Origin of the sequence: Lacibacterium aquatile, from assembly GCF_042683105.1 — a bacterium.
GTDB lineage: Bacteria > Pseudomonadota > Alphaproteobacteria > Elsterales > Elsteraceae > Lacibacterium > Lacibacterium aquatile.
The window spans coordinates 287,853-307,051 of record NZ_JBHUIP010000014.1 but is presented as its reverse complement, the minus strand read 5'-3'; the positions used below and the strand labels follow the sequence as shown (position 1 = coordinate 307,051).

The window sequence follows — 19,199 nt, the reverse complement described above, 5'->3', positions numbered from 1 at the left end:
AGTCGAAAAAACGGCACTACTCCCGCAGCGTATCCGCCACCAGGGCATTTGCATGGCCATGCCCCATGCCGTGCTCTTCTTTCAGCCAAGCGACAAGTTCCATATGTTTCTTGCCGCTTTGCGCGCGAATCAGGGCCTTCCACTCCGCAATTGGGCGGCCGTATTTGGCCTCAATAGACGGAAAATAAGAGGCGGGGCCTTTGACTGTTTCTTTTGTCATCCCCATCAAACCAGCATCAGCACCGGATAACGGCGCCATTCCGGTTCGGCATGCCGCGCGCAGTTCTGCAGGATGAAATGCAGGACGGCCTGCTGATCGCCGAGCTTGTCCGGATTGGCGGCTTTCCAAGCGTCGAACTTCGCCTTTAGCGCTGGTTCGCTCGCCAGCATATCGGCAGCGGTATCCTCGAAGACATAGTCGGAGATGGCTTCTTTCTTCTCCAGGATCGAATTGAAAAAGCCCCAGCGGAAGAAACTGTCGTGGGCCTGGGGCTCCAGGGTTTCGACGGCATAGCGGGCATTGTCCTGGTCCAGCGACAGGATCCAGTCGCCTTTATTCAGGGTGAAGCTGCCGGTATGGGTTTCAAGCGCCACCGCGTCATGGAACATATGGCCTTCATAGGCCTGCGGCCGGGTGGTGAGGTCGCCGATGCGATAATAGCGCGCCTCCACCTGCCGGGGCGCTTCGACCCGTGTCATCACGAGGCCGTTCCATTGCAGACGCTCGACAATTTCGCGCCACTGCTGCGGAATCACATAGGCCTTGGGCGCCTGGACGATTGTCTCGGGTAGGAAATTGGTGAAGTAGGGAATGTCCTTTTCCCAGGGCTTCGTGCGGTCATAGGAAAGCCGGGTGTATGTACCCAGCACGCTGGCATGGTACCGCGCCTCATAACCCTTGAAGCGGAAAGAGGACGGGTTGGCTTCATCCATCCGCCAGGTGACCGGCCAATCCGTCTGCTTGCGCTGGGTGTCCTTGGCGGCGCGGCGCAGGCGCTGGATTTCGCCCGCGTGTTTCACCGTGAAATCGCGGGTCACATCCAGCAGCGCCCGGATCGACTCATACCGATCCTTATAGGGCTTCAGCATGTGGGTTTCGGGCATGAAGCCGATGATGTTATGCAGAGCCGTGAAGCCGGTAGAGAAGCGCGGCACTTCCAGGAAATCGGCGATACCATCGTCCGGCGTCTGCTTGACCGGGTTTACATAGGGTGTCGTCGGCCAGCCACGCGCCTCCATCCCCGCATAGACCTCCGGCAGCATCTTTGCCCGCAGGAAAGAACCGAGGCCCGCGCCCAGCTTGTCCGCCTGGGTATGGATCAGGGTCATCGTGTAGCTGTAGTCGGCGCCGTTCGACGTGTGGGTATCCACCATCACATCCGGGTCCCAGTCGGTGATCAGCTGATTGAAAAAACGCGCGTTCAGCGTGTCGCACTTAATGAAGTCGCGGTTGAGGTCGAGGTGACGGCTGTTGCCGCGAAAACCAAACTCCTCCGGCCCGACCTGATTGGGGCGGGAAGTGGTGGCGCGGTTCATCGCGCCGTCGACATTATAGACCGGCACGAACAGCAGCACCGTCTTGCCGAGCGACGCCAGCATCTCCGGCTTCATGCAGAGATCCCGCACAATGGCCATGCAGGCGTCGATGCCTTCCGGCTCGCCCGGATGGATGCCGTTGTTGTTGAAGAAGATGGGGCGGCCTGCCTGCTTGATCGCCTCGCGCTCGAAGACCCCATCCGCGCTCACGACGCCGACATGCAGCGGGAAGCCGGCGTCCGACACCGCGATCTGGCGGAACTGCAGCACCTTGGGATAGCGCTTCGCCAGCTCTTCATAGAAGGCGATGCAATCGGCCAGCAGCGTGGTCTGATTCTGATTTCCGCGTTCGTAAGGGGTGCGCAGTTCTTGGGTCATGATCTCTTCCGTCAGGGGCGGTCAACGAGCAACACGAGGCAGAGACCCTATCGCCAGGGCTCAGGTGTGACAATGGACCGAACTCGTAATACATACAGTTATCGGGAGACGACTCCGCCCCCTATCGTTTGATCACGCACATTCGATGAAATTTGAACGGGGTACCCGTGATGAAGACAGAACGCTCCGTTCAAACTTCCTCCAGCTCCAGTTTTACGGAGCTGGCGCTCACCATGGCCGTCACGGCAATGGTCTTTGGCGTAGGCGCTGGTTTTACGACCTGGGTAATGGTCGCGATCAAGATAGCGTAGGTTCCTCTCTGTGGCGTGATGAACGGATGGCCCCGGTGACGACCGGGGCCATTTCTTTTGCCGGAACCCTGTGCAACGCAACCCTGGCGCTAAGACGATCCGTCCCGCTGGACTAGCTTGAACTAGGCAGCTTACCTTGAGCAGAGAAGTTCGAGGAAACCTGCGGACATACAGTAAGCCACGCGAAGGGAAATCATGACTCTGCCTAACGTCTTCTTTGGGCTCGTTGCGCTTTCCACCCTGGTCGCTGGTGCCGCTTTCGCTGAACCCTCGTCGTTCCAGCAGTCGTGTGACCGCATCCAGCTCGATGCCAACGACACCAGCGTCTGGATCACCGCCCAATGCCGCACCATGCGGGGTGACTTCAAACGGACCTCTTATGAACTGCGGGGCATCGCCAACATCGACGGCCAGTTGCGCCAGGAGCGTAAGCGGGAAACCTCCTTCCAGCGCAGTTGCCGGGACATCTCGCTCAAATGGACCGAGAAGAACGTGCAGATCTTGGCGCTCTGCAAGACCATGTCGGGGGCCGAGCGGCGTACCTCCTTCACCCTGAATGACATCCAGAATAATGACGGTAAACTGATGGTCGCCCGCTGACCCAAAAACCCTTCGGTCGGGACCGAAGCATTCTCCGCCGCTTTTCCCCACGCCTCCTGGCACACTCCGGTCAGCCAAGGAGAAGCCCATGCCATTCGACCCCGTCCTGATCGCCGTCATCGCCGCCGTTTTTCTGCTGGCAGGTTATGTGAAGGGCGTGATCGGCCTTGGGCTGCCCACGATCTCCGTCGGGCTTCTGAGTCTTGTCATGGCCCCGGCACAGGCGGCGGCCCTGCTGATCGTCCCCTCCACCATCACGAATATTCAGCAGATGCGTCCGGCGGCGACCCTCTGGCCGCTGACAAAGCGTCTCTGGCCGATGTTGGCCGGGATCGTGGCTGGAACCTGGGCAGGCAGCGGGCTGATCGCGGGATCCACCGCACCCTGGGCGGCGGCGGCTTTAGGAGCTGCGCTGATCCTTTATGCCGGGCTGGGTCTGGCAAAAATCCAGTTCAAGGTGGCGCCGCGGCACGAAGGCTGGCTCGCCCCTCTGATCGGGGCCGTCACCGGGGTGATCACGGCGGCGACCGGGGTCTTTGTCATTCCCGCCGTCCCCTACCTCCAGGCCATCGGGATGGAAAAGGACGAACTGGTCCAGGCGCTGGGCCTGTCGTTCTTTGTCTCGACCCTGGCCCTGGGCGCGACGCTGGGCGGCAATTTTGCGGCGGAGCTTGCCTGGGGATCACTGCTGACGCTGATCCCCGCCCTGGTCGGGCAATATGCAGGGCAAGCGACGCGCGCCCGGATCGACGCCGCCGTCTTCAAACGCTGGTTTCTGTTGGGGTTACTCGCCCTGGGTGTCGTGCTGGCCAGCCGTTTCTGACGGGATCAGATAACGGATCTCCAGGATCTCCAGCTTCTGGGCGCCGCCGGGAGAGCGCAGCACCACCTCGTCGCCGACTTTCCGTTTCCAGAAAGCGCGGGCGATGGGGCAGATCCAACTGACTTTCCCCGCTTCGGCATCGGTCTCGTCGACCCCGACCAGGGTTACCGTGGCCTCTTTGTCCTCGGCATCCACATAGGTGACGGTCGCGCCGAACAGCACGAAATCGAGATGCTGCTGGCGGGCCGGATCCACCGCCTCGGCAATGGCCAGACGCTTGGTCAGGAAGCGGACGCGGCGGTCGATCTCGCGCAGGCGCTTCTTGCCGTAGATATAGTCGCCATTCTCCGAACGGTCACCATTGCCCGCCGCCCAGGAGACGACCTCCACGATCTTCGGCCGCTCCACCCGCAACAGGTGCTTCAACTCGTCCTGCAGGCGTTTGAAGCCCTGCGGCGTGATGTAGTTCTTGGTGCCGGTCGGCAGGGCGAAGGCAGGATCCTCGTCCGCCTCGTCATCCTGCATATCCGGTTCGTCGTAGTTCTCGCTCAACAGGGCTATCCCGATCTATCCGCCTGCGGCTATCCCCCCTTCCCCGCCCCGCACCGACCAGGAAGTCAGTCGTCGTTCGATCAAGGCTGCCGCCAAATACATGGCAACCCCCATGAAGGCGATGATCATCAACCCGGCGAAGACCAGCGGCACCCGGAAGGAGGAGGAGGCCGAAAGCATCAGATAGCCGATCCCCTGGTTGCTCGCCACCGTTTCCGAGATCACCGACCCGACGAACGCCAGCGTGATCGATACTTTAAGGGACGCAAAGAAATAGGGCATGGAGCGCGGCAAGCCGACCTTCATCAGGATATCCCGGCGGGTCGCGCCAAGCGACCGCAGCACGTCCTGAAGCTCGGGCTCAAGCGTTGCGATCCCGGTCGCCACATTGACGACGATGGGAAAGAAGGAGATCAGGAAGGCCGTGATGATCGCCGGCACCGTGCCGATGCCGAACCACATCACCAGCACCGGCACCAGCGCCACCTTGGGCAATGAATTGAAGCCGATCATGATCGGGTTGATCGCCCGGTAGAGCGTTGGCGACGCCCCCACCGCCACTCCAAGCGCAAGGCCGAAGACGACGGCAATCAGAAACCCCACCACTGTCGTATAGAGCGTATGGGAGGCGTTCAGCCAGATGCCGTCCCAATATTGCCAGGTCGCGACCGCAATAGCGCTGGGTGCAGGCAGGATGAATTCGGGGATCGCCAGCCCCCGGCAGAGGATCTCCCAGACGACGAACAGTCCAATCGCGGTCACCCAGGGCAGCGCCCAGCCTTTGCGCAGCTTCATCCTCATGTCAGGCGTCCTTCGCGGGCATCGCCGATCTTGGAGCGCAGTTCATGCACCAGATCGTTGAATTCGGGCGTATAGCGGTCATCCAGGCGACGGGGACGCGGCAAGGGATTCTGGCGGCTCCAGGCGATGCGGCCGGGGCGGCTGGTGATGACATGCACCGTATCGGCCAGCATGGTGGCTTCCTGCAGATCGTGGGTCACAAGGATGCAGGTGAATTTCTGCTCCAACCACAGGGCCTGCAGCGTCTCCCACAGTTCCTCGCGGGTGAAGGTATCCAGTGCCCCGAACGGCTCGTCCAGCAGCAGCAGCTCGGGTTCATGGATCAGTGCCCGGCAGATGGAGACACGCTGCTGCATGCCGCCTGACAGCTGCCAGGGGAAATGATCCTCGAACCCCTTCAGCCCGACCTTGGCAAAGAGGGCGCGGGCCCGCTCCACATAGGCAGGCTTATCCTTGCGGAAGCTCCTGCGATAAGGCTGCACCACTTCGAGCGGGAGCAGCACATTGTCGATGGCCGTCCGCCAGGGTAGAAGCGTCGCGTTCTGGAAGGCCATGCCGACGATCTTCAGCGGCCCGGTGACTTCCTTGCCCGCAACCGTGATCCCCCCGGTCGAGGGGCGACGCAGGCCGGAGACAAGCTTGAGCAAGGTGGACTTGCCGCAGCCCGACGGACCGACCACGGCGACAAAATCGCCGCGGTTGATCCGCATGGTTACATCGGTCAAGGCCAGGACGCCGGTGCCATCGTCGCCATAGGTCAGGCTGGCCTGATCGATGGCGACGAACCCGTGGCCCGGCAAAACATGGGCCGCCGGACTGCTCGTCACGGCAGCATCCGTTCAGCCGCAGGCGGCAGGAAGGAGGCGTCGAACACCTTGTCCGGCGCCGGCGGGGTCGCGAGGCCAGCCGACAGAGCCACCTGATCGATGGAACGCGCAAGGCGCCCGGCATCCACACCGCCGATGCCATTCTTCTTGGCATCCGGCGTGACGATGTTGGTCTTGATCGCAATGTCGAGACGTTCGGCTTCAAGCGCCTCGTCGATCAGCGGATCCTTCTTTTTGGTCGCGGCGATACCGGCCTTCGGATCGGCGATCATATCCTTGATCCCCTTCACCGTCGCTTTGATGAAGCCGGTGACGAGCTTGGGCTGCTCGGCCGCGAACTTCGGCGAGACGATGATGCCATTGCCATAGAAATCCATCCCGAAGTCGGAATAGCGCATGACGACAATATCTTCGGGTTTCGCACCCTTGGCCTTCAGGTCGAGGAAGGAGGAGAAGTAATGGCCGGAGATGAAATCGACCTGTTTCTGCACCAGCATCACCTCGCGCAAGGCCGGATCCATATTCTTGCGCGGCACGCCTGCCGGATCGATGCCAACCTGCTTGGCAAAGGCCGGGAAAAGCTTATAGGAGGCATCGAACACCGGAGCGCCCAGGGTCTTACCCGCCAGATCCTTGGGGGAGGTGATGCCGCTGCCCTTCAAGGCATAGACACCGAAGGGTGCGAAGTCATAGACGGACATGACCGCCTTGATCTCTTTGCCTGCATTGGCGGCATTATATTCGATCAGGGCGTTGATATCGGCAAAGCCCAGCTCGTAAGCGCCGCTGGCGACCCGGTTCACCGCACCTGCCGAGCCCTGGCCACTATCGATGGTGATGTCGATGCCTTCGGCCTTGTAATAGCCCTTGTCGGCGGCGATCAGAAAGAAGGACGTCGGCCCCTGGAATTTCCAGTCGAGCGTCAGCTTCACGGCTGTCTGCGCGAAAGCGCCACCCGCGATCAACGACAGCGCCACACCCGCCAGCAATCCCTTTATCGACATCGACCCGTCCCCCGTTTGATGAAACTTCAGTGACGGGTTAGAGCAAGGGGCGGGCCAAGAGACCGAAGAGATAGTCGTCATCCCGGGGCTTGATCCCGGGATCTCCTCCGGGAGCTTGTCCATTGCTATCAAAGATAAAGCAGAAACGCCTTTGGAGGAGATCCCGGGATCAAGTCCCGGGATGACGAGCCTAATTTGGCAAGGCGGCTTTTTAAGCCATCGCCCAAATCTTAGGCACCCTTATACGGATGCTTCTCCCGCCAATGCTTGGCGATGGCATCGCGCCGGCAGACCCAGACCCGGTCATGCTGGGCGATATGCTCCAGGAACCGGCGCAGACCCATGATGCGACCCGGCCTTCCGATCAGGCGGCAATGCAGGCCGATGGACATCATCTTCGGCGCCTCGTCCCCTTCCAGATAGAGGGCATCGAAGGCATCGCGCAGATAGGTGAAGAACTGCTCGCCGGTATTGAAGCCCTGGTTCGTCGCAAAACGCATGTCGTTGGCGTCGAGCGTATAGGGAATGATCAGATGCGGCTTGCCCGACACTTTCTCCCAATAGGGCAGATCATCGGCGTAATTGTCGGAGCTATAGAGCAGGAAATCCGCGCCCTCCTCGGCATTCACCCGCAGGGTATTGGGCGAGGCGCGGCCCGTGTACCAGCCCACCGGCTTGGCGCCCGTAAGCTTCTCGATAGCGGCCGTGGCAAGGCGGAAATGCTCGCGCTCTACCGCTTCCGGGATATGCTGATAGTCGATCCAGCGATAGCCGTGGCTTGCGACCTCATGCCCCAGGTCGACAAAGATCTTGCCCAGATCGGGATAACGTTCCAGCGCCGAGGCGACGGCATAGACGGTCAGCGGGTGCTTGAACTCCTCGAACAGCCTCAAGATCCGCCAAAGACCGGCGCGGCTGCCGTACTCGTAGATCGATTCCATATTCATGTTGCGCGCGCCGGGGATCATCGGGGCGCCGATGATTTCAGACAGGAAAGCCTCGGACGTCGGATCGCCATGCAGGACGTTGTTCTCGCCGCCCTCCTCGTAGTTCAGCACGAATTGCACGGCGACCTTGGCGCGGCCCGGCCAATCGGCAAAAGGAACATCGCGGCCATAGCCGATCATGTCGCGGGGATAGGCGCCGGGAGTGCTCATCGTGCTTGGCCTCTGATTTGCTGGGTCTCGAAGATAACAGCGCAATTGTATACAATCTTGCAAGTGCGCTTTGATCCTGACTAGCAAAACCCTGACCAATCGGTCAGACTAAAGAAAACACGTCAAACAAGGGTCGGACGGGAATGGAAGCCTATATTGCCGATTGGCTGAACATGCTGGTGCGCTGGGTGCATTTGATCACCGGCATCGCCTGGATCGGCTCGTCCTTCTATTTCGTCTGGCTGGATAATCACCTGGAGCCGCGGGAAGAAAACGACGACCCGCGCCTGCATGGGCAGCTTTGGAGCGTCCATGGCGGCGGCTTCTATAACAGCCGCAAGTTCCTGAAAGGCCCCGGCTTCATCCCCGGCACTCTGCATTGGTTCAAGTACGAAGCTTATTTCACCTGGCTGTCGGGCTTCTCGCTGCTCGCCATCGTCTATTACTGGGGCGCCTCGACCTTTCTGATCGATCCCGCGATTGCGGATCTTACACCCTGGCAGGGCATCGCCATTTCGGTAGGTAGCCTTGCTTTGGGCTATATCGCCTATGATCTGCTGTGCCGGACGAAGCTGGTCGAGAGCGGAATGGATTTCCTGGCCATCGGCGTGCCGCTGCTGATCCTGGTCGCCCTGGGCTATTCGCTGGTTTTCTCGGGCCGCGCGGCCTATCTGCATACCGGCGCCCTGATTGGCACCATCATGGTCGCCAACGTCTTCTTCGTGATCATCCCTGGCCAGAAGAAGATGGTCGCCGCGATTGCGCGGGGCGAGGAACCCGACCCCCTACCCGGCATCCGGGGCAAGCAGCGCTCGATGCACAATAACTATCTGACGCTGCCAGTGCTGTTCATCATGATCAGCAACCATTTCCCCATGACCTATGGCCATCCGCATTCCTGGGCGATTCTGGGGGCGATCATCGTCGCGGGCATGCTGATCCGCCACTTTTTCAACCTGCGCCATAAGGGCAAGATCGTGTGGCAGCTGCCGGTGGGGGGCGCGCTGATCTTCGCTGCGATCTTCGCCTATCTGATCCCGCGCGAGAATGCGGGCCTGCCGCCCCTGCCCCAGGTCGCCGCCGAACGGGCTACTTTTGAAACAATCCATGGCATCATGACTCAGCGCTGCACCGCCTGCCATGCAGCCAAGCCGACACAGGCAGGTATCGCAGGGGCACCGGCAGGTGTCCGCCTGGAGAGCGCGGCCGATATCAAGCGCTGGGCAGGCCGTATCAACGAGATGTCGGTAATCCGCCGCACCATGCCCCAGGGCAATATCACCGGCATGACAGACGAAGAACGCGCTTTGGTGAAGGCTTGGTTCGAGAGCGGTGCAAAAGCCGACTAGACCTAGAAGCAGTCGATCCGGACCAGTTGGCCGTCCTTGTGTGTGAAATATTCGGTGCAGCCGGGCGCCCCGACCATCGAGGGGCGCTTACCATATTCCGAAGCTGTCAGAAACTCCCCGGCCGACGTCCGGCCATCGCCGTTCCAATCCATCTCCCGCCAGGAATAGCCCTGCAGCACATTCAGTGCGATCACCAGACAGGAGATCGCCAGGGTGGATGCCAGGGAAAAGATCAGGATACGGTTGCGCATAACTTCTTATAGCCGCGCATCCAGACGGAAATATGGCTTAACACAAACAAAAAGCCCCGCTGTTGCCAGCGGGGCTTTCCGTGATTTCTTCGCGGCTTATTAGCGCGAGTAGAATTCGACGACCAGGTTCGGTTCCATCTGGACCGGGTACGGCACGTCGGCCAGCTTCGGAGCGCGCACGAAGCGGCCCTTCAGCGCCTTGGCATCGAACTCGATGTATTCCGGAACGTCGCGCTCACCCGAGGCAACCGATTCCAGAACGATAGCCAGCTGCTTGGAACGCGAGCGGACTTCGATCTCGTCGCCATCACGAACCTGATAGGACGGGATGTTCAGGCGCTTGCCGTTGACCAGCACGTGGCCATGGCTGACGAACTGACGGGCAGCGAACGGGGTCGGAGCCAGCTTGGTGCGATAGATAACGGCGTCGAGGCGGCGTTCCAGCAGACCGATGAGGTTCTCGCCGGTGTCGCCCTTGCGGCGCGATGCTTCGACATAGAGCTTGCGGAAAGCGCGCTCGCCGATGTTGCCGTAGTAGCCCTTGAGCTTCTGCTTGGCCTGCAGCTGAACGCCGTAGTCCGACAGCTTCTTGCGACGCTGGCCGTGCTGGCCGGGGCCGCCTTCGCGCTTGTTGACCGGCGACTTGGCACGGCCCCAGAGGTTCACGCCAAGGCGGCGATTAATTTTATACTTTGATTCTGCGCGTTTGGTCATTTGACTCTACCTTAGTTAAACGCCTTCGCGTTCCACTGCCCCCATGGCAGCCGGATAGACGGGGACTGACGTCCCGTCTCGCGGAAGAGCGCGCACTATATCGAGTGATCCTTACGAGTCAATCGAATGTGTTGGATTATCGCGGTTTCCGCTTAGCCAGCCGCTTGGTGACCAGTTCGGTCAGCATGCCGTGCATCGTCCGCACTTCTTGATCAGTCGCCTGGGTACGATAGAGCAATGCATGAATATTGCGGATCATCGCCGGGCGCATCTGAGCAACCCGCAGGAAGCCTGCTTCGTCCAGTTCCGCCACCAAACGGTCGACAAAACTCATCAGATGCTGCCGGTTCGCGATGTCGCTTTCGTTGGAGCGCAGTTCGGTCGCCGGAACCTCGACGCCATGCCGCATCCACTCGTAACCGATCAGCAGAACGGCCTGGGCTAGATTGAGGGAAGCAAACTCGGGATTGACCGGCACGGTAATCACCGCATCGACGACGGCGAGGTCATCATTGACCAGCCCCATCCGCTCCGGCCCGAACAGCACCCCGACCTGCCGACCGGCGGCGACATGGGCGCGCATCTCGATCCCTGCCTGTTCTGGCGTGATGATCCGACGCACCAGATCGCGCGGGCGGGCGCTGGTGGCATAGACGACCTGGAGGTCCGCCGTCGCCTCGGTCAAGGACCGGCAGACCTTGGCGGCCTTCAACACTTTGTCAGCCCCCGAAGCAAGCGCACTGGCCCGATCCGACGGCCATTCCGGCTTCGGATTGACGAGGCGCATACGGTCCAGGCCGAAATTCAGCATGGCGCGGGCGGCACTGCCGATATTATCGGCCAGCTGGGTTTCGACCAGGATGAACGCGGGCGAAGCCGCGGGGAAGTTTTCTTCTGTCGTCATGGCGGTCCCGTCTCTATCACGGCCTTACCCTTACGTCATCCCACCATGCGCCCTCATGCCCCCCATGCGCCTCGGGCAGGGCTCAGGCCGTCCTACTGTGGGAATCCGCAGGAGAAAATCCTTGCCCGAACGGTCAAGGTTAATTGGACCGAAGTTGAACCCTCTCTCTGGGACAAAAGCCCATGTCGATGGTCGCACTTGAAGATAAGATGAATACGGAACGCACCTTTTGGATTCTAGGTGTCGGCATTGTTGCAGCCCTTATCGTCGCGACCCAGACTGCAGCTGAAATCTTCATCGGTCCTGTCAAAGCCTATTGGAGCTATGTGGGGATCGGCATGGGGTTGAGCTTTGCGGCACTGGGCTGGTTTGGGGCGAAGTGGCGGAAGGTGCGACAGCGCCAGACGCGCCAGGACACCCAGGGTGAGTTTGTCCGGAAGGTCCTGGACGAGAAATCCTATACCCTGCTCTACCAGCCGATCTGCGATATCAATACCGGCGCGATCCTGGCCTGCGAGGCGCTGGTCCGCCTGCGCCAGGACGATGGCTCCCTGTCGTCCCCCTATCCGTTGCTGTCCGCTGCCGCCGTTTCCGAGATGGGCCCCACGGTCGGCTGCGCGATCCTCGATCAGCTCGCCGTGGACTGGCGCCATCACCGCCTGCAACTGCCGGTGACGCTGAATCTGTCGGTACGCGAACTTCGCAATTCGCGCCTGACGGCCCGTCTGATCGCCCATCGCGGTCTGCCACTGAATATCGAAGTGACGGAGAATGCGTTCCTGGATGACGCCGGTGTCGTGGAGCGGCTGCGTATGCTGCGGGCGCTGGGCTACAAGATCTATCTCGACGATTTCGGCACCGGTTTTTCCTCGATGACCCATCTGGCAGAGATGCCCATCGATGCCGTGAAGCTGGACCGCACGCTAGTACACCGCCTGCCGGAATCGTCCAAACATCGGAGCATCAGCCGCGCCATCGTCCATATGGCTCAAGGGCTGGGACTGCGCACTGTGGCCGAGGGTGTCGAGACCATGGCTGAGCTTGCCGAACTGAAAGCCATCGGTTGCGACACGGTCCAGGGTTATCTCTATGCCCACCCGATGGAAGCACGCGAGTTGGCGCATCGGGTCGAGCTAGGCCTGCCCCTCCTGGCAGCCTGATTCCCCCTTGCAGAAATGCGAATGCCCGGCCCGCGTGCCGGGCATTTTTCTTTTGCGGCGAAGCCGCTAGGCTGCCCCGGTCTTCTAACCGGAAGGATCCACCTGTGCCCGCCTACCAGACCCTGCCGCGCCTGCCCTTTGCCACCGCCCCCTCGCCCATTGAAGCTCTGCCGCGCCTCAGCGCCGCCCTGGGTGGTCCGCAGATCTTCGTAAAGCGTGACGACACCGTCGGCCCGGCGGGCGGCGGTAACAAGGCCCGCAAGCTCGAATTCCTGCTGGCCGACGCCAAAGCCAAGGGCGCCGATGTGATCTTGACCTGCGGCGCCCTGCAATCGAACCACGCGCGCCTGACAGCCGCCTGTGCCGCCAAGGTCGGAATCGACTGCGTTCTGGTCCTGCAGGATGCTGTCGACTGGCGGGAGCCGAACTACCGCGCCTCTGGCAATATGCTGCTCGATCCGCTGCTCGGCGCCAAAGTGATCGTGATCGATAACAGCGAGGATCTCCTGGCCCGCCTCGCCCTTGAGGCCGACAAACTGGCCACCGCAGGTCGCAAGCCCTATGCGATTCCGGTCGGCGGATCCAATGCCCTGGGCAGCCTGGGCTACGTCGAATGCGCGCGGGAGATCGCGGAGAGCGGCGAAACCTTCGATCGCATCGTGCTCGCCACCGGTTCGGGCGGGACGCAGGCAGGATTGCTGTTGGGCGCCGCGACCTTTGGCATCGCCGCCCCGATCCTGGGGATCAGCGTATCAAAATCGACCGAGAAGCAGGTAACCCTCGTCAGCGGCCTAATCGAGGCAGCGCGAGTCGCCCAACCCGATCTGGGCGAGGTTCCGGTCGGCAAAATCCTGGTCGACGACCGCCATTATCTGCCCGGCTATGGCATTCCTAACGAAGCCGTGCGCGAGGCTTTGAGCCTCTGTGCACGGCTGGAAGGGCTACTGCTGGACCCCGTCTATACCGGCAAGGGCATGGTCGGCCTGATCGCAGGCATCCGTGAGGGCAGCATCGGCAAGGACGAGCGCGTGCTGTTTCTGCATACCGGCGGCAGTGCGGGGCTTTACGCCTATTCGGAGTGGCTCAGTAAACCCCCGTCATCCCGGATTTGAATTCGGGGTTTCCAATCTTTTTTTGGGTCGTCACCCCGGGACTTGACCCCGGGGTCTCCTCCGGGCGCATTTCCACGCTGTCTCAGTAAACATTGGACAAGCCCTCGGAGGAGATCCCTTGGTCAAGCCACGGGATGACGAGTTCTCTTGGGAAACCTAGACCTTCCGCGCCAGCACCATCAGCGAACCGCCGAAGGGAAGGCCGCATCCCGTTTTCAGGATTGCGGTCTCCGCTCGGGTGGCCGCCCGAAAACTTGCCTCGACTAGGGGCGGTAGGCGCGCAACATCGCTGCCTGCATCCTTGGGCGATAACAGCCGCTTAGCAGCCATCAGGGGGAAAAGCGCGCTGTTCCAGTAACTGGCCCGCTGAACGCGGAAGCCATGAGCCGCCAGCAGCTTGCGCACGCCGCCCTCATAATAGCGGCGGGCGTTATGGACCCGGTGATCATGGGCGCTGAGCATCCATTGATAGGCGGGCAGGTTCATCAGCAGGGCACCGCCTGGTTTCAACACACGGGCGAATTCATCCAGCGCCGTTCCCTCTTCCACCGCCACATGGCACAGCACATCGCTGGAGGTGACGATATCGAAGCTTGCGGGCGCAAAGGGCATACCGTTGACGCTGCCGCAATAGATCTCGGCCCCTGATTTCTGACGGGCGATCACAGCCGCGCCGGGATCATACTCCAGCCCGACGCAGGAAATATCGGGGCGCGTGTCCGCCAACCGTTTCAGCCACCCCCCGGTGCCGCATCCGGCATCCAGGAGCTTCAGGGGACCATCGGGCAGGAACGCCTGCTGATTGTCGCGCAGAGCCTGGAACCACCAGAACTCATCTTCCCAGGCCGCCATTTTGGCGTATTCGTTGGCTTCCACGCAGCTCCCTTTCACTCCGGGGAGGCTCTTAGGCGGCCCCTACCCGTCAGAGACTGATTTTGTCTCGCATAAGCTTGTAGCACAGCACGTCGAGCAACGCATTGAACGAGGCGTCGATGACGTTCGGCGAGACACCCACCGTGGTCCAGCGCTCGCCCTTGCCGTTCTGGCTTTCGATCATGACGCGGGTGACGGCCTTGGTGCCGTCCTGGGGGGTCAGGATGCGGACCTTATAGTCGGTCAGATGAATGTCTTTGAGCGACGGATAGAAGGGCACTAGAGCCTTGCGCAGACCTTCGTCCAGCGCATTCACAGGGCCATTGCCGTCAGCCACGGTCATCTGCTGTTCACCCTTCACGGTCAGACGCACGGTGGCTTCGGACAGGGTGATCAGCTTGCCGAGCGCGTTCCAGCGCCGCTCATCGATGACGCGGAAGGAATTGATCGTGAAATAATCCGGCACCTCGCCCAGCAGGCGGCGGGCCAGCAGCTCGAAGCTTGCCTCCGCACCATCATAGGCAAAGCCGTCGAACTCGCGCTCTTTGACCAGATTCACCAGCTCGCCGATGCGCTTGTCATCGGCCGGAATGACGATCCCCACGTCCCGGCAGCGCGAGAGGATGTTGGAACGTCCGGCCTGATCGGACACCAGGATCTTGCGCTGATTGCCGACCTTTTCCGGCTCGATATGCTCGTAGGTCTTGGGGTCTTTTTCGATCGCCGAGACATGCAACCCGCCCTTATGGGCGAAGGCATTCTCGCCCACATAGGCCGCATAGCGGTTGGGGGCACGATTGATCCGCTCGTCCAGCAGGCGGGAGATGGAGACGAGGTGCGTCAGCCCCTCCTCCGACACGCCGGTCTCGAAGCCCATCTTCAGCATCAGGGACGGCAGCAGCGCGACAAGATTTGCGTTCCCGCAGCGCTCGCCCAGACCATTCAAGGTCCCCTGTACGAGACGAACGCCAGAGCGCACAGCCGCAAGGCTGTTGGCCACCGCATTCTCGGTATCATTATGGGTATGGATGCCCAGACGCTCGCCGGGGATCACTTTGGCCACCGCCGCCACGATCCGCTCCACCTCGTCCGGCAAGGTCCCGCCATTGGTATCGCAGAGAGTCAGCCAACGCGCACCGGCTTCATAGGCGGCCTTCACACAATCGAGCGCATAGGTTGGATTTGCCTTGTAGCCATCGAAGAAATGCTCGGCATCCAGCTGCGCCTCGCGGCCCTTGGCTTTGAGATGCGCGATGCTATCGGCAATCATTTCGATATTGTCGGCGCGCGGAATGCCCAGCGCCACATCGACCTGAAAGTCCCAGGTCTTGCCGACGATGCAGACCGCAGGGGCCTCGCAATTGATCAGGGCGGACAGGCCGGGGTCGTTTTCCGGGCTGCGGCCGGGGCGCCGGGTCATGCCGAAGGCAGTCCAGGTCGCGCGTTTCAGTTTGGGCGGGTCGGCGAAGACGGCATCGTCGGTCGGATTGGCGCCGGGCCAGCCGCCCTCGACATAATCAATGCCGAGACGATCCAGGGCCTCGCTAATCGCAATCTTGTCGGCCGCCGAGAAATCCACGCCCTGGGTCTGCGCTCCGTCGCGCAAGGTGGTGTCGTAGAGATATACCCGGTCGGCCATGATCGCCTTCTACTTCCTTCCGATAAGACTTTTTCTTGTTGGAAGGATCCTTATAGCCCGCCCGTTGAGCAAGAGGGCATGAGCTTCCCTCGTGGCTGCCTTGAGGGAAGCTTCATCTGTGAGGCCGCCCATTCCACGAACCGGCATCATTCGGACAAAAGCCGTCATCCCGGCCGAAGAGCCGGGATCCCTTTTCGGTCCCAAGAGATCCCGCATCAAGTGCGGGATGACGATTCTTCTTAAAATCGCGAAAACTAATCTGGCATCAGGCCTTGCGCCAGGTCGTGCCGCTCGGGCCGTCTTCCAGCACGATGCCTTCGTCCGTCAGTTGCTTCCGGATCTCGTCGGCGCGGGCGAAGTTCTTGTCCTTGCGGGCCTGGATCCGGTCGGCGATCAGCCCTTCGATCCGCTCGGCATCACTATCGCTCTGACCACGGCGCAGCCAGGCTTCCGGCTCCTGCTGCAGCAGCCCCAGCAGATTGCCTGCCGACAGGATCTGCCCCTTCAGCATCGACTGTTCGAACCCATCGTCCGCCTTGTTGAGCTCGGTCACCATGGCGTGAAGAACGCTCAAGGCCAAGGGGGTGTTCAGGTCGTCAGAGAGCGCCGCGATAAAAGCTTCGGGCGGCGGAACCTCCAGTTCCTCGATCTCCTCGACCCGGCGCAGCGCCAGATAGAAGCGGTCGAGAATCGTGACGGCTTCCTGCAGCCCCTCCTCGGTCCAATCGAGCGGCTGACGGTAATGCGCCGTCATCAGCACAAGACGGATCGCCTCGCCCGGTGCGCGCTCCAGCAGGTCGCGGACGGTGAAGAAGTTGCCGACGGACTTCGACATCTTCTCGCCTTCGACCTGCAGCATGCCGTTGTGCAGCCAGTAGCGGGCAAGCGGCTCGCCCTTATGGGTGCATTTGCTCTGGGCCAGCTCGTTCTCATGGTGCGGGAAGATCAGATCATTGCCACCGCCATGGATATCGATGGTCGGACCCAGATGCTTCTGGATCATGGCCGAGCATTCGATATGCCAGCCCGGACGGCCATAGCCCCAGGGGCTGTCCCAGCCCGGCATATCCGGAGTCGACGGCTTCCAGAGCACGAAGTCGGCGGGATCCTTTTTATAGGGCGCGACATCGATACGGGCACCCGCGATCAGATCGTCGCGGCTGTGACCCGACAGTTTGCCGTAGTCGTCCATCGCAGCGACATGGAACAGCACATGGCCTTCGGCCTCATAGGCATAACCACCGGCAATCAAGGCCGCCGCCATGGCGATGATCTCGCCAATATGGTCGGTCACGCGCGGCATGATGTCGGGCGGCAGAACACCAAGCGCGCCGATATCATCGAGATACTGCTTCTCGGTTTCCGCCGTCAGTTCGCGGATCGAAACCCCAAGTTCCTTGGCGCGACGATTGATCTTGTCGTCCACGTCCGTGATGTTGCGGACATAGGTGACCTTGTCGAACTGGGTGCGCAGGAAGCGCGCCAGCACGTCGAACACCACGGCGGGACGTGCATTGCCGATATGGGCGCGGTCATACACCGTCGGTCCACAGACATAGAGGCTCACCTGCCCCGGTACCAGCGGGACGAATTCTTCTTTTTTGCGGGCGAGCGTATTGTGGAACTGCAACGGCACAGGTACGGCTTTCTTGACAGAGGACCTGAAAACGGTCTGGGGTTAGCCCCGAAATTATAGTCGGGTCGGCATTTTGACCAGACAATGCGCCGCGTCAAGCAAAGGGCTTCGTTATGTCCGCCTTTATCCTCGATCCACGCCTCGATGCCGACACGACCCTCCTCGGCCGCATGGGTATCTGCCGGGTGCTGCTGATGAATGACGCCCGTTATCCCTGGCTGATCCTGGTGCCGGAGCGCAATGGGCTGGCCGACCTGATCGACCTGACGCCCGAGGATGAAGCCGCAGTCTGGAAGAGCGTGCGGGCGGTGTCCGAAGCACTGAAATCCATCACCTCTCCCGTGAAGCTGAATGTCGGCGCGCTGGGCAATGTCGTCCGGCAACTTCATATCCATATCCTGGCCCGCTATGAAAGCGACGAAGCCTGGCCTGGACCTGTCTGGGGCAAGGGTACAGCCCGCCCCTATGAAGAAGCCGCCCGCGATGCCCTGATCGCCGCCTTGCGAAAAGCCCTGCCGGAGTTGATCCGATGAGCGACCATAAGATCACCGACGTTGCCGCCTTGGAGGCAATCTACGGGCTGCCGCGCGCGGCCTCGCTGACCAAGGAAGTGGATCGGCTGCTGCCGGTCTACCGCCGTTTCGTCGAAGCCGCGCCTTTCTGCGCGCTGGCCACTTCCGGCCCCGAAGGGTTGGATGTCTCGCCGCGCGGGGATGCCACTGGCTTCATCACGGTCGAAGATGACAAGACGCTCTATCTGCCCGACCGTGCAGGCAATAACCGCGTCGACAGCCTGCGCAACGTCATTCGCGATCCGCGTATCGCCCTGCTGTTTCTCATTCCCGGCATTGGCGAGACTTTCCGGATCAATGGCACAGCCGAAGTGCTGGTCGACCCGGCCTTGCTGGAGCGGTTTGCCGTCGAGGGTAAAAAGCCGCGCTCGGTGCTGAAGATCACCATCGAGACCGTCTTTTTCCAATGTTCGCGCGCCATCGTGCGCTCCGACCTGTGGAATCCGGAGAAGCATGTGGCCCGTGGCGACCTGCCCTCCGCCGGGCAGATCTTACAGGCTGTTTCCAAGGAAGCCTTTGATGGCGCCGCCTATGACGAAGCTTTGCCTAAGCGTGTTGCGGAAACCCTGTACTAAAGCATACAGGTAGCAATATCCTCTTAACGGTCGGCGCCTATACTTCGGCACCAGCCCAAACGGCAACAAGGCGGCAAGAATGGCCGAGGTCAAAAATTGGATGGAGCTTAACCGCGCCATCGTTAAATTGATTCGCGATCAATATGGGATCGACGAAGCGAAACTGACCCGTACTGCTGTCCTGGAATCCGATCTCGGCCTCAATTTGGAGCAGGTCGAGCAGATCCTCGAAATGATCACCGAGACCTTCGAAGTGAAGTTCCCCGACGGCACTCTCGACGAGGTGCTGCGTCTGGAGGAGCTTTGCCTGCTATCCAGCTGGATGCGCGGCCTCTATAAGCAGCCGCCTTTTGTGTCGGAAGGTTTCGCCGCCTCCTGCCGCTCGATCAATCCGGGCGCGACGGCGGCTTGATTCTTTAAGAATA

General features: G+C 61.0%; 22 protein-coding genes. 9 read left to right on the top strand and 13 right to left on the bottom strand.

What is annotated here, in order from left to right; all coding sequences use genetic code 11:
• Positions 1-16: 16 nt before the first annotated feature.
• Positions 17-220, bottom strand: coding sequence for a DUF4287 domain-containing protein (locus ACFSM5_RS18530; protein ID WP_379878048.1), 204 nt, complete (start codon positions 218-220; stop codon positions 17-19).
• 5 nt (positions 221-225) lie between these two features.
• The gene (locus ACFSM5_RS18525; protein WP_379878046.1) at positions 226-1,914 is read right to left on the bottom strand and encodes a M14 family zinc carboxypeptidase; all 1,689 of its coding nucleotides are present in this window, start codon (positions 1,912-1,914) and stop codon (positions 226-228) included.
• Between the two features lie 170 nt (positions 1,915-2,084).
• On the opposite strand from ACFSM5_RS18525, the gene ACFSM5_RS18520 reads away from it, so the two are divergent.
• The 3 genes from ACFSM5_RS18520 (at position 2,085) to ACFSM5_RS18510 (ending at position 3,648) form a co-directional block, all read left to right on the top strand.
• Positions 2,085-2,225 carry a hypothetical protein gene (locus ACFSM5_RS18520; RefSeq protein WP_379878044.1) on the top strand — a complete coding sequence of 47 codons (141 nt, stop codon included), beginning with the start codon at positions 2,085-2,087 and terminating at the stop codon, positions 2,223-2,225.
• A 195-nt stretch (positions 2,226-2,420) separates the two neighbouring features.
• Positions 2,421-2,825, top strand: a complete 405-nt coding sequence (locus ACFSM5_RS18515; protein ID WP_379878042.1) for a mannose-binding lectin — start codon at positions 2,421-2,423, stop codon at positions 2,823-2,825.
• Between the two features lie 88 nt (positions 2,826-2,913).
• Positions 2,914-3,648: a sulfite exporter TauE/SafE family protein gene (locus ACFSM5_RS18510; protein WP_379878041.1), complete on the top strand. Its 735-nt coding sequence runs from the start codon at positions 2,914-2,916 to the stop codon at positions 3,646-3,648.
• Here the strand turns inward: ACFSM5_RS18510 and greB are convergent.
• The 5 genes from greB to puuE all read right to left on the bottom strand — a co-directional run bounded on the left by greB (position 3,610) and on the right by puuE (position 7,989).
• Entirely contained in the window at positions 3,610-4,173 is a 564-nt protein-coding gene (gene greB / locus ACFSM5_RS18505; protein WP_379878250.1) for a transcription elongation factor GreB, read from the bottom strand. The genes ACFSM5_RS18510 and greB overlap by 39 nt on opposite strands.
• A 42-nt stretch (positions 4,174-4,215) precedes the next feature.
• Positions 4,216-5,001 (bottom strand): ABC transporter permease, encoded by a 786-nt coding sequence (locus ACFSM5_RS18500; protein ID WP_379878040.1) that lies wholly within the window; start codon positions 4,999-5,001, stop codon positions 4,216-4,218.
• On the bottom strand, positions 4,998-5,828 hold the full coding sequence (locus ACFSM5_RS18495) for an ABC transporter ATP-binding protein (protein ID WP_379878039.1): 831 nt from the start codon (positions 5,826-5,828) through the stop codon (positions 4,998-5,000). The genes ACFSM5_RS18500 and ACFSM5_RS18495 overlap by 4 nt, the downstream gene beginning before the upstream one ends.
• A complete protein-coding gene (locus ACFSM5_RS18490) occupies positions 5,825-6,832 on the bottom strand; it encodes an ABC transporter substrate-binding protein (RefSeq protein ID WP_379878038.1) in 1,008 nt (335 codons plus the stop codon). The genes ACFSM5_RS18495 and ACFSM5_RS18490 overlap by 4 nt, the downstream gene beginning before the upstream one ends.
• A gap of 230 nt (positions 6,833-7,062) precedes the next feature.
• Positions 7,063-7,989 (bottom strand): allantoinase PuuE, encoded by a 927-nt coding sequence (gene puuE / locus ACFSM5_RS18485; protein ID WP_379878037.1) that lies wholly within the window; start codon positions 7,987-7,989, stop codon positions 7,063-7,065.
• Between the two features lie 143 nt (positions 7,990-8,132).
• Here puuE and ACFSM5_RS18480 point away from each other — a divergent pair, with 143 nt between their 5' ends.
• Positions 8,133-9,338 carry a urate hydroxylase PuuD gene (locus ACFSM5_RS18480; RefSeq protein WP_379878036.1) on the top strand — a complete coding sequence of 402 codons (1,206 nt, stop codon included), beginning with the start codon at positions 8,133-8,135 and terminating at the stop codon, positions 9,336-9,338.
• Between the two features lie 2 nt (positions 9,339-9,340).
• On the opposite strand, the gene ACFSM5_RS18475 is transcribed toward ACFSM5_RS18480, so the two are convergent.
• The 3 genes from ACFSM5_RS18475 to ACFSM5_RS18465 form a co-directional block, all read right to left on the bottom strand.
• Positions 9,341-9,589, bottom strand: a complete 249-nt coding sequence (locus ACFSM5_RS18475; RefSeq protein ID WP_379878035.1) for a hypothetical protein — start codon at positions 9,587-9,589, stop codon at positions 9,341-9,343.
• A 99-nt stretch (positions 9,590-9,688) separates the two neighbouring features.
• The gene (gene rpsD / locus ACFSM5_RS18470; protein WP_379878034.1) at positions 9,689-10,303 is read right to left on the bottom strand and encodes a 30S ribosomal protein S4; all 615 of its coding nucleotides are present in this window, start codon (positions 10,301-10,303) and stop codon (positions 9,689-9,691) included.
• Positions 10,304-10,439: 136 nt separating this feature from the next.
• A complete protein-coding gene (locus tag ACFSM5_RS18465) occupies positions 10,440-11,207 on the bottom strand; it encodes an RNA methyltransferase (RefSeq protein ID WP_379878033.1) in 768 nt (255 codons plus the stop codon).
• A 182-nt stretch (positions 11,208-11,389) separates the two neighbouring features.
• On the opposite strand from ACFSM5_RS18465, the gene ACFSM5_RS18460 reads away from it, so the two are divergent.
• Positions 11,390-12,367 carry an EAL domain-containing protein gene (locus ACFSM5_RS18460; RefSeq protein ID WP_379878031.1) on the top strand — a complete coding sequence of 326 codons (978 nt, stop codon included), beginning with the start codon at positions 11,390-11,392 and terminating at the stop codon, positions 12,365-12,367.
• A 104-nt stretch (positions 12,368-12,471) separates the two neighbouring features.
• Positions 12,472-13,479: a D-cysteine desulfhydrase family protein gene (locus ACFSM5_RS18455; RefSeq protein WP_379878029.1), complete on the top strand. Its 1,008-nt coding sequence runs from the start codon at positions 12,472-12,474 to the stop codon at positions 13,477-13,479.
• Positions 13,480-13,635: 156 nt separating this feature from the next.
• Here ACFSM5_RS18455 and ACFSM5_RS18450 read toward each other — a convergent pair whose 3' ends face one another.
• From ACFSM5_RS18450 to cysS, 3 genes are all read right to left on the bottom strand, one after another.
• Positions 13,636-14,355, bottom strand: coding sequence for a class I SAM-dependent methyltransferase (locus ACFSM5_RS18450; protein WP_379878028.1), 720 nt, complete (start codon positions 14,353-14,355; stop codon positions 13,636-13,638).
• 46 nt (positions 14,356-14,401) lie between these two features.
• Entirely contained in the window at positions 14,402-15,991 is a 1,590-nt protein-coding gene (cimA, locus tag ACFSM5_RS18445) for a citramalate synthase (protein WP_379878027.1), read from the bottom strand.
• Positions 15,992-16,256: 265 nt separating this feature from the next.
• Positions 16,257-17,627: a cysteine--tRNA ligase gene (gene cysS, locus ACFSM5_RS18440; protein ID WP_379878026.1), complete on the bottom strand. Its 1,371-nt coding sequence runs from the start codon at positions 17,625-17,627 to the stop codon at positions 16,257-16,259.
• Positions 17,628-17,740: 113 nt separating this feature from the next.
• Here cysS and ACFSM5_RS18435 point away from each other — a divergent pair, with 113 nt between their 5' ends.
• From ACFSM5_RS18435 to ACFSM5_RS18425, 3 genes are all read left to right on the top strand, one after another.
• Positions 17,741-18,160 (top strand): HIT domain-containing protein, encoded by a 420-nt coding sequence (locus tag ACFSM5_RS18435; protein ID WP_379878025.1) that lies wholly within the window; start codon positions 17,741-17,743, stop codon positions 18,158-18,160.
• Positions 18,157-18,774: a pyridoxamine 5'-phosphate oxidase family protein gene (locus tag ACFSM5_RS18430; protein WP_379878024.1), complete on the top strand. Its 618-nt coding sequence runs from the start codon at positions 18,157-18,159 to the stop codon at positions 18,772-18,774. The genes ACFSM5_RS18435 and ACFSM5_RS18430 overlap by 4 nt, the downstream gene beginning before the upstream one ends.
• Positions 18,775-18,853: 79 nt before the next feature.
• Entirely contained in the window at positions 18,854-19,186 is a 333-nt protein-coding gene (locus ACFSM5_RS18425; RefSeq protein ID WP_379878023.1) for an acyl carrier protein, read from the top strand.
• The last annotated feature ends 13 nt before the right edge of the window (positions 19,187-19,199 follow it).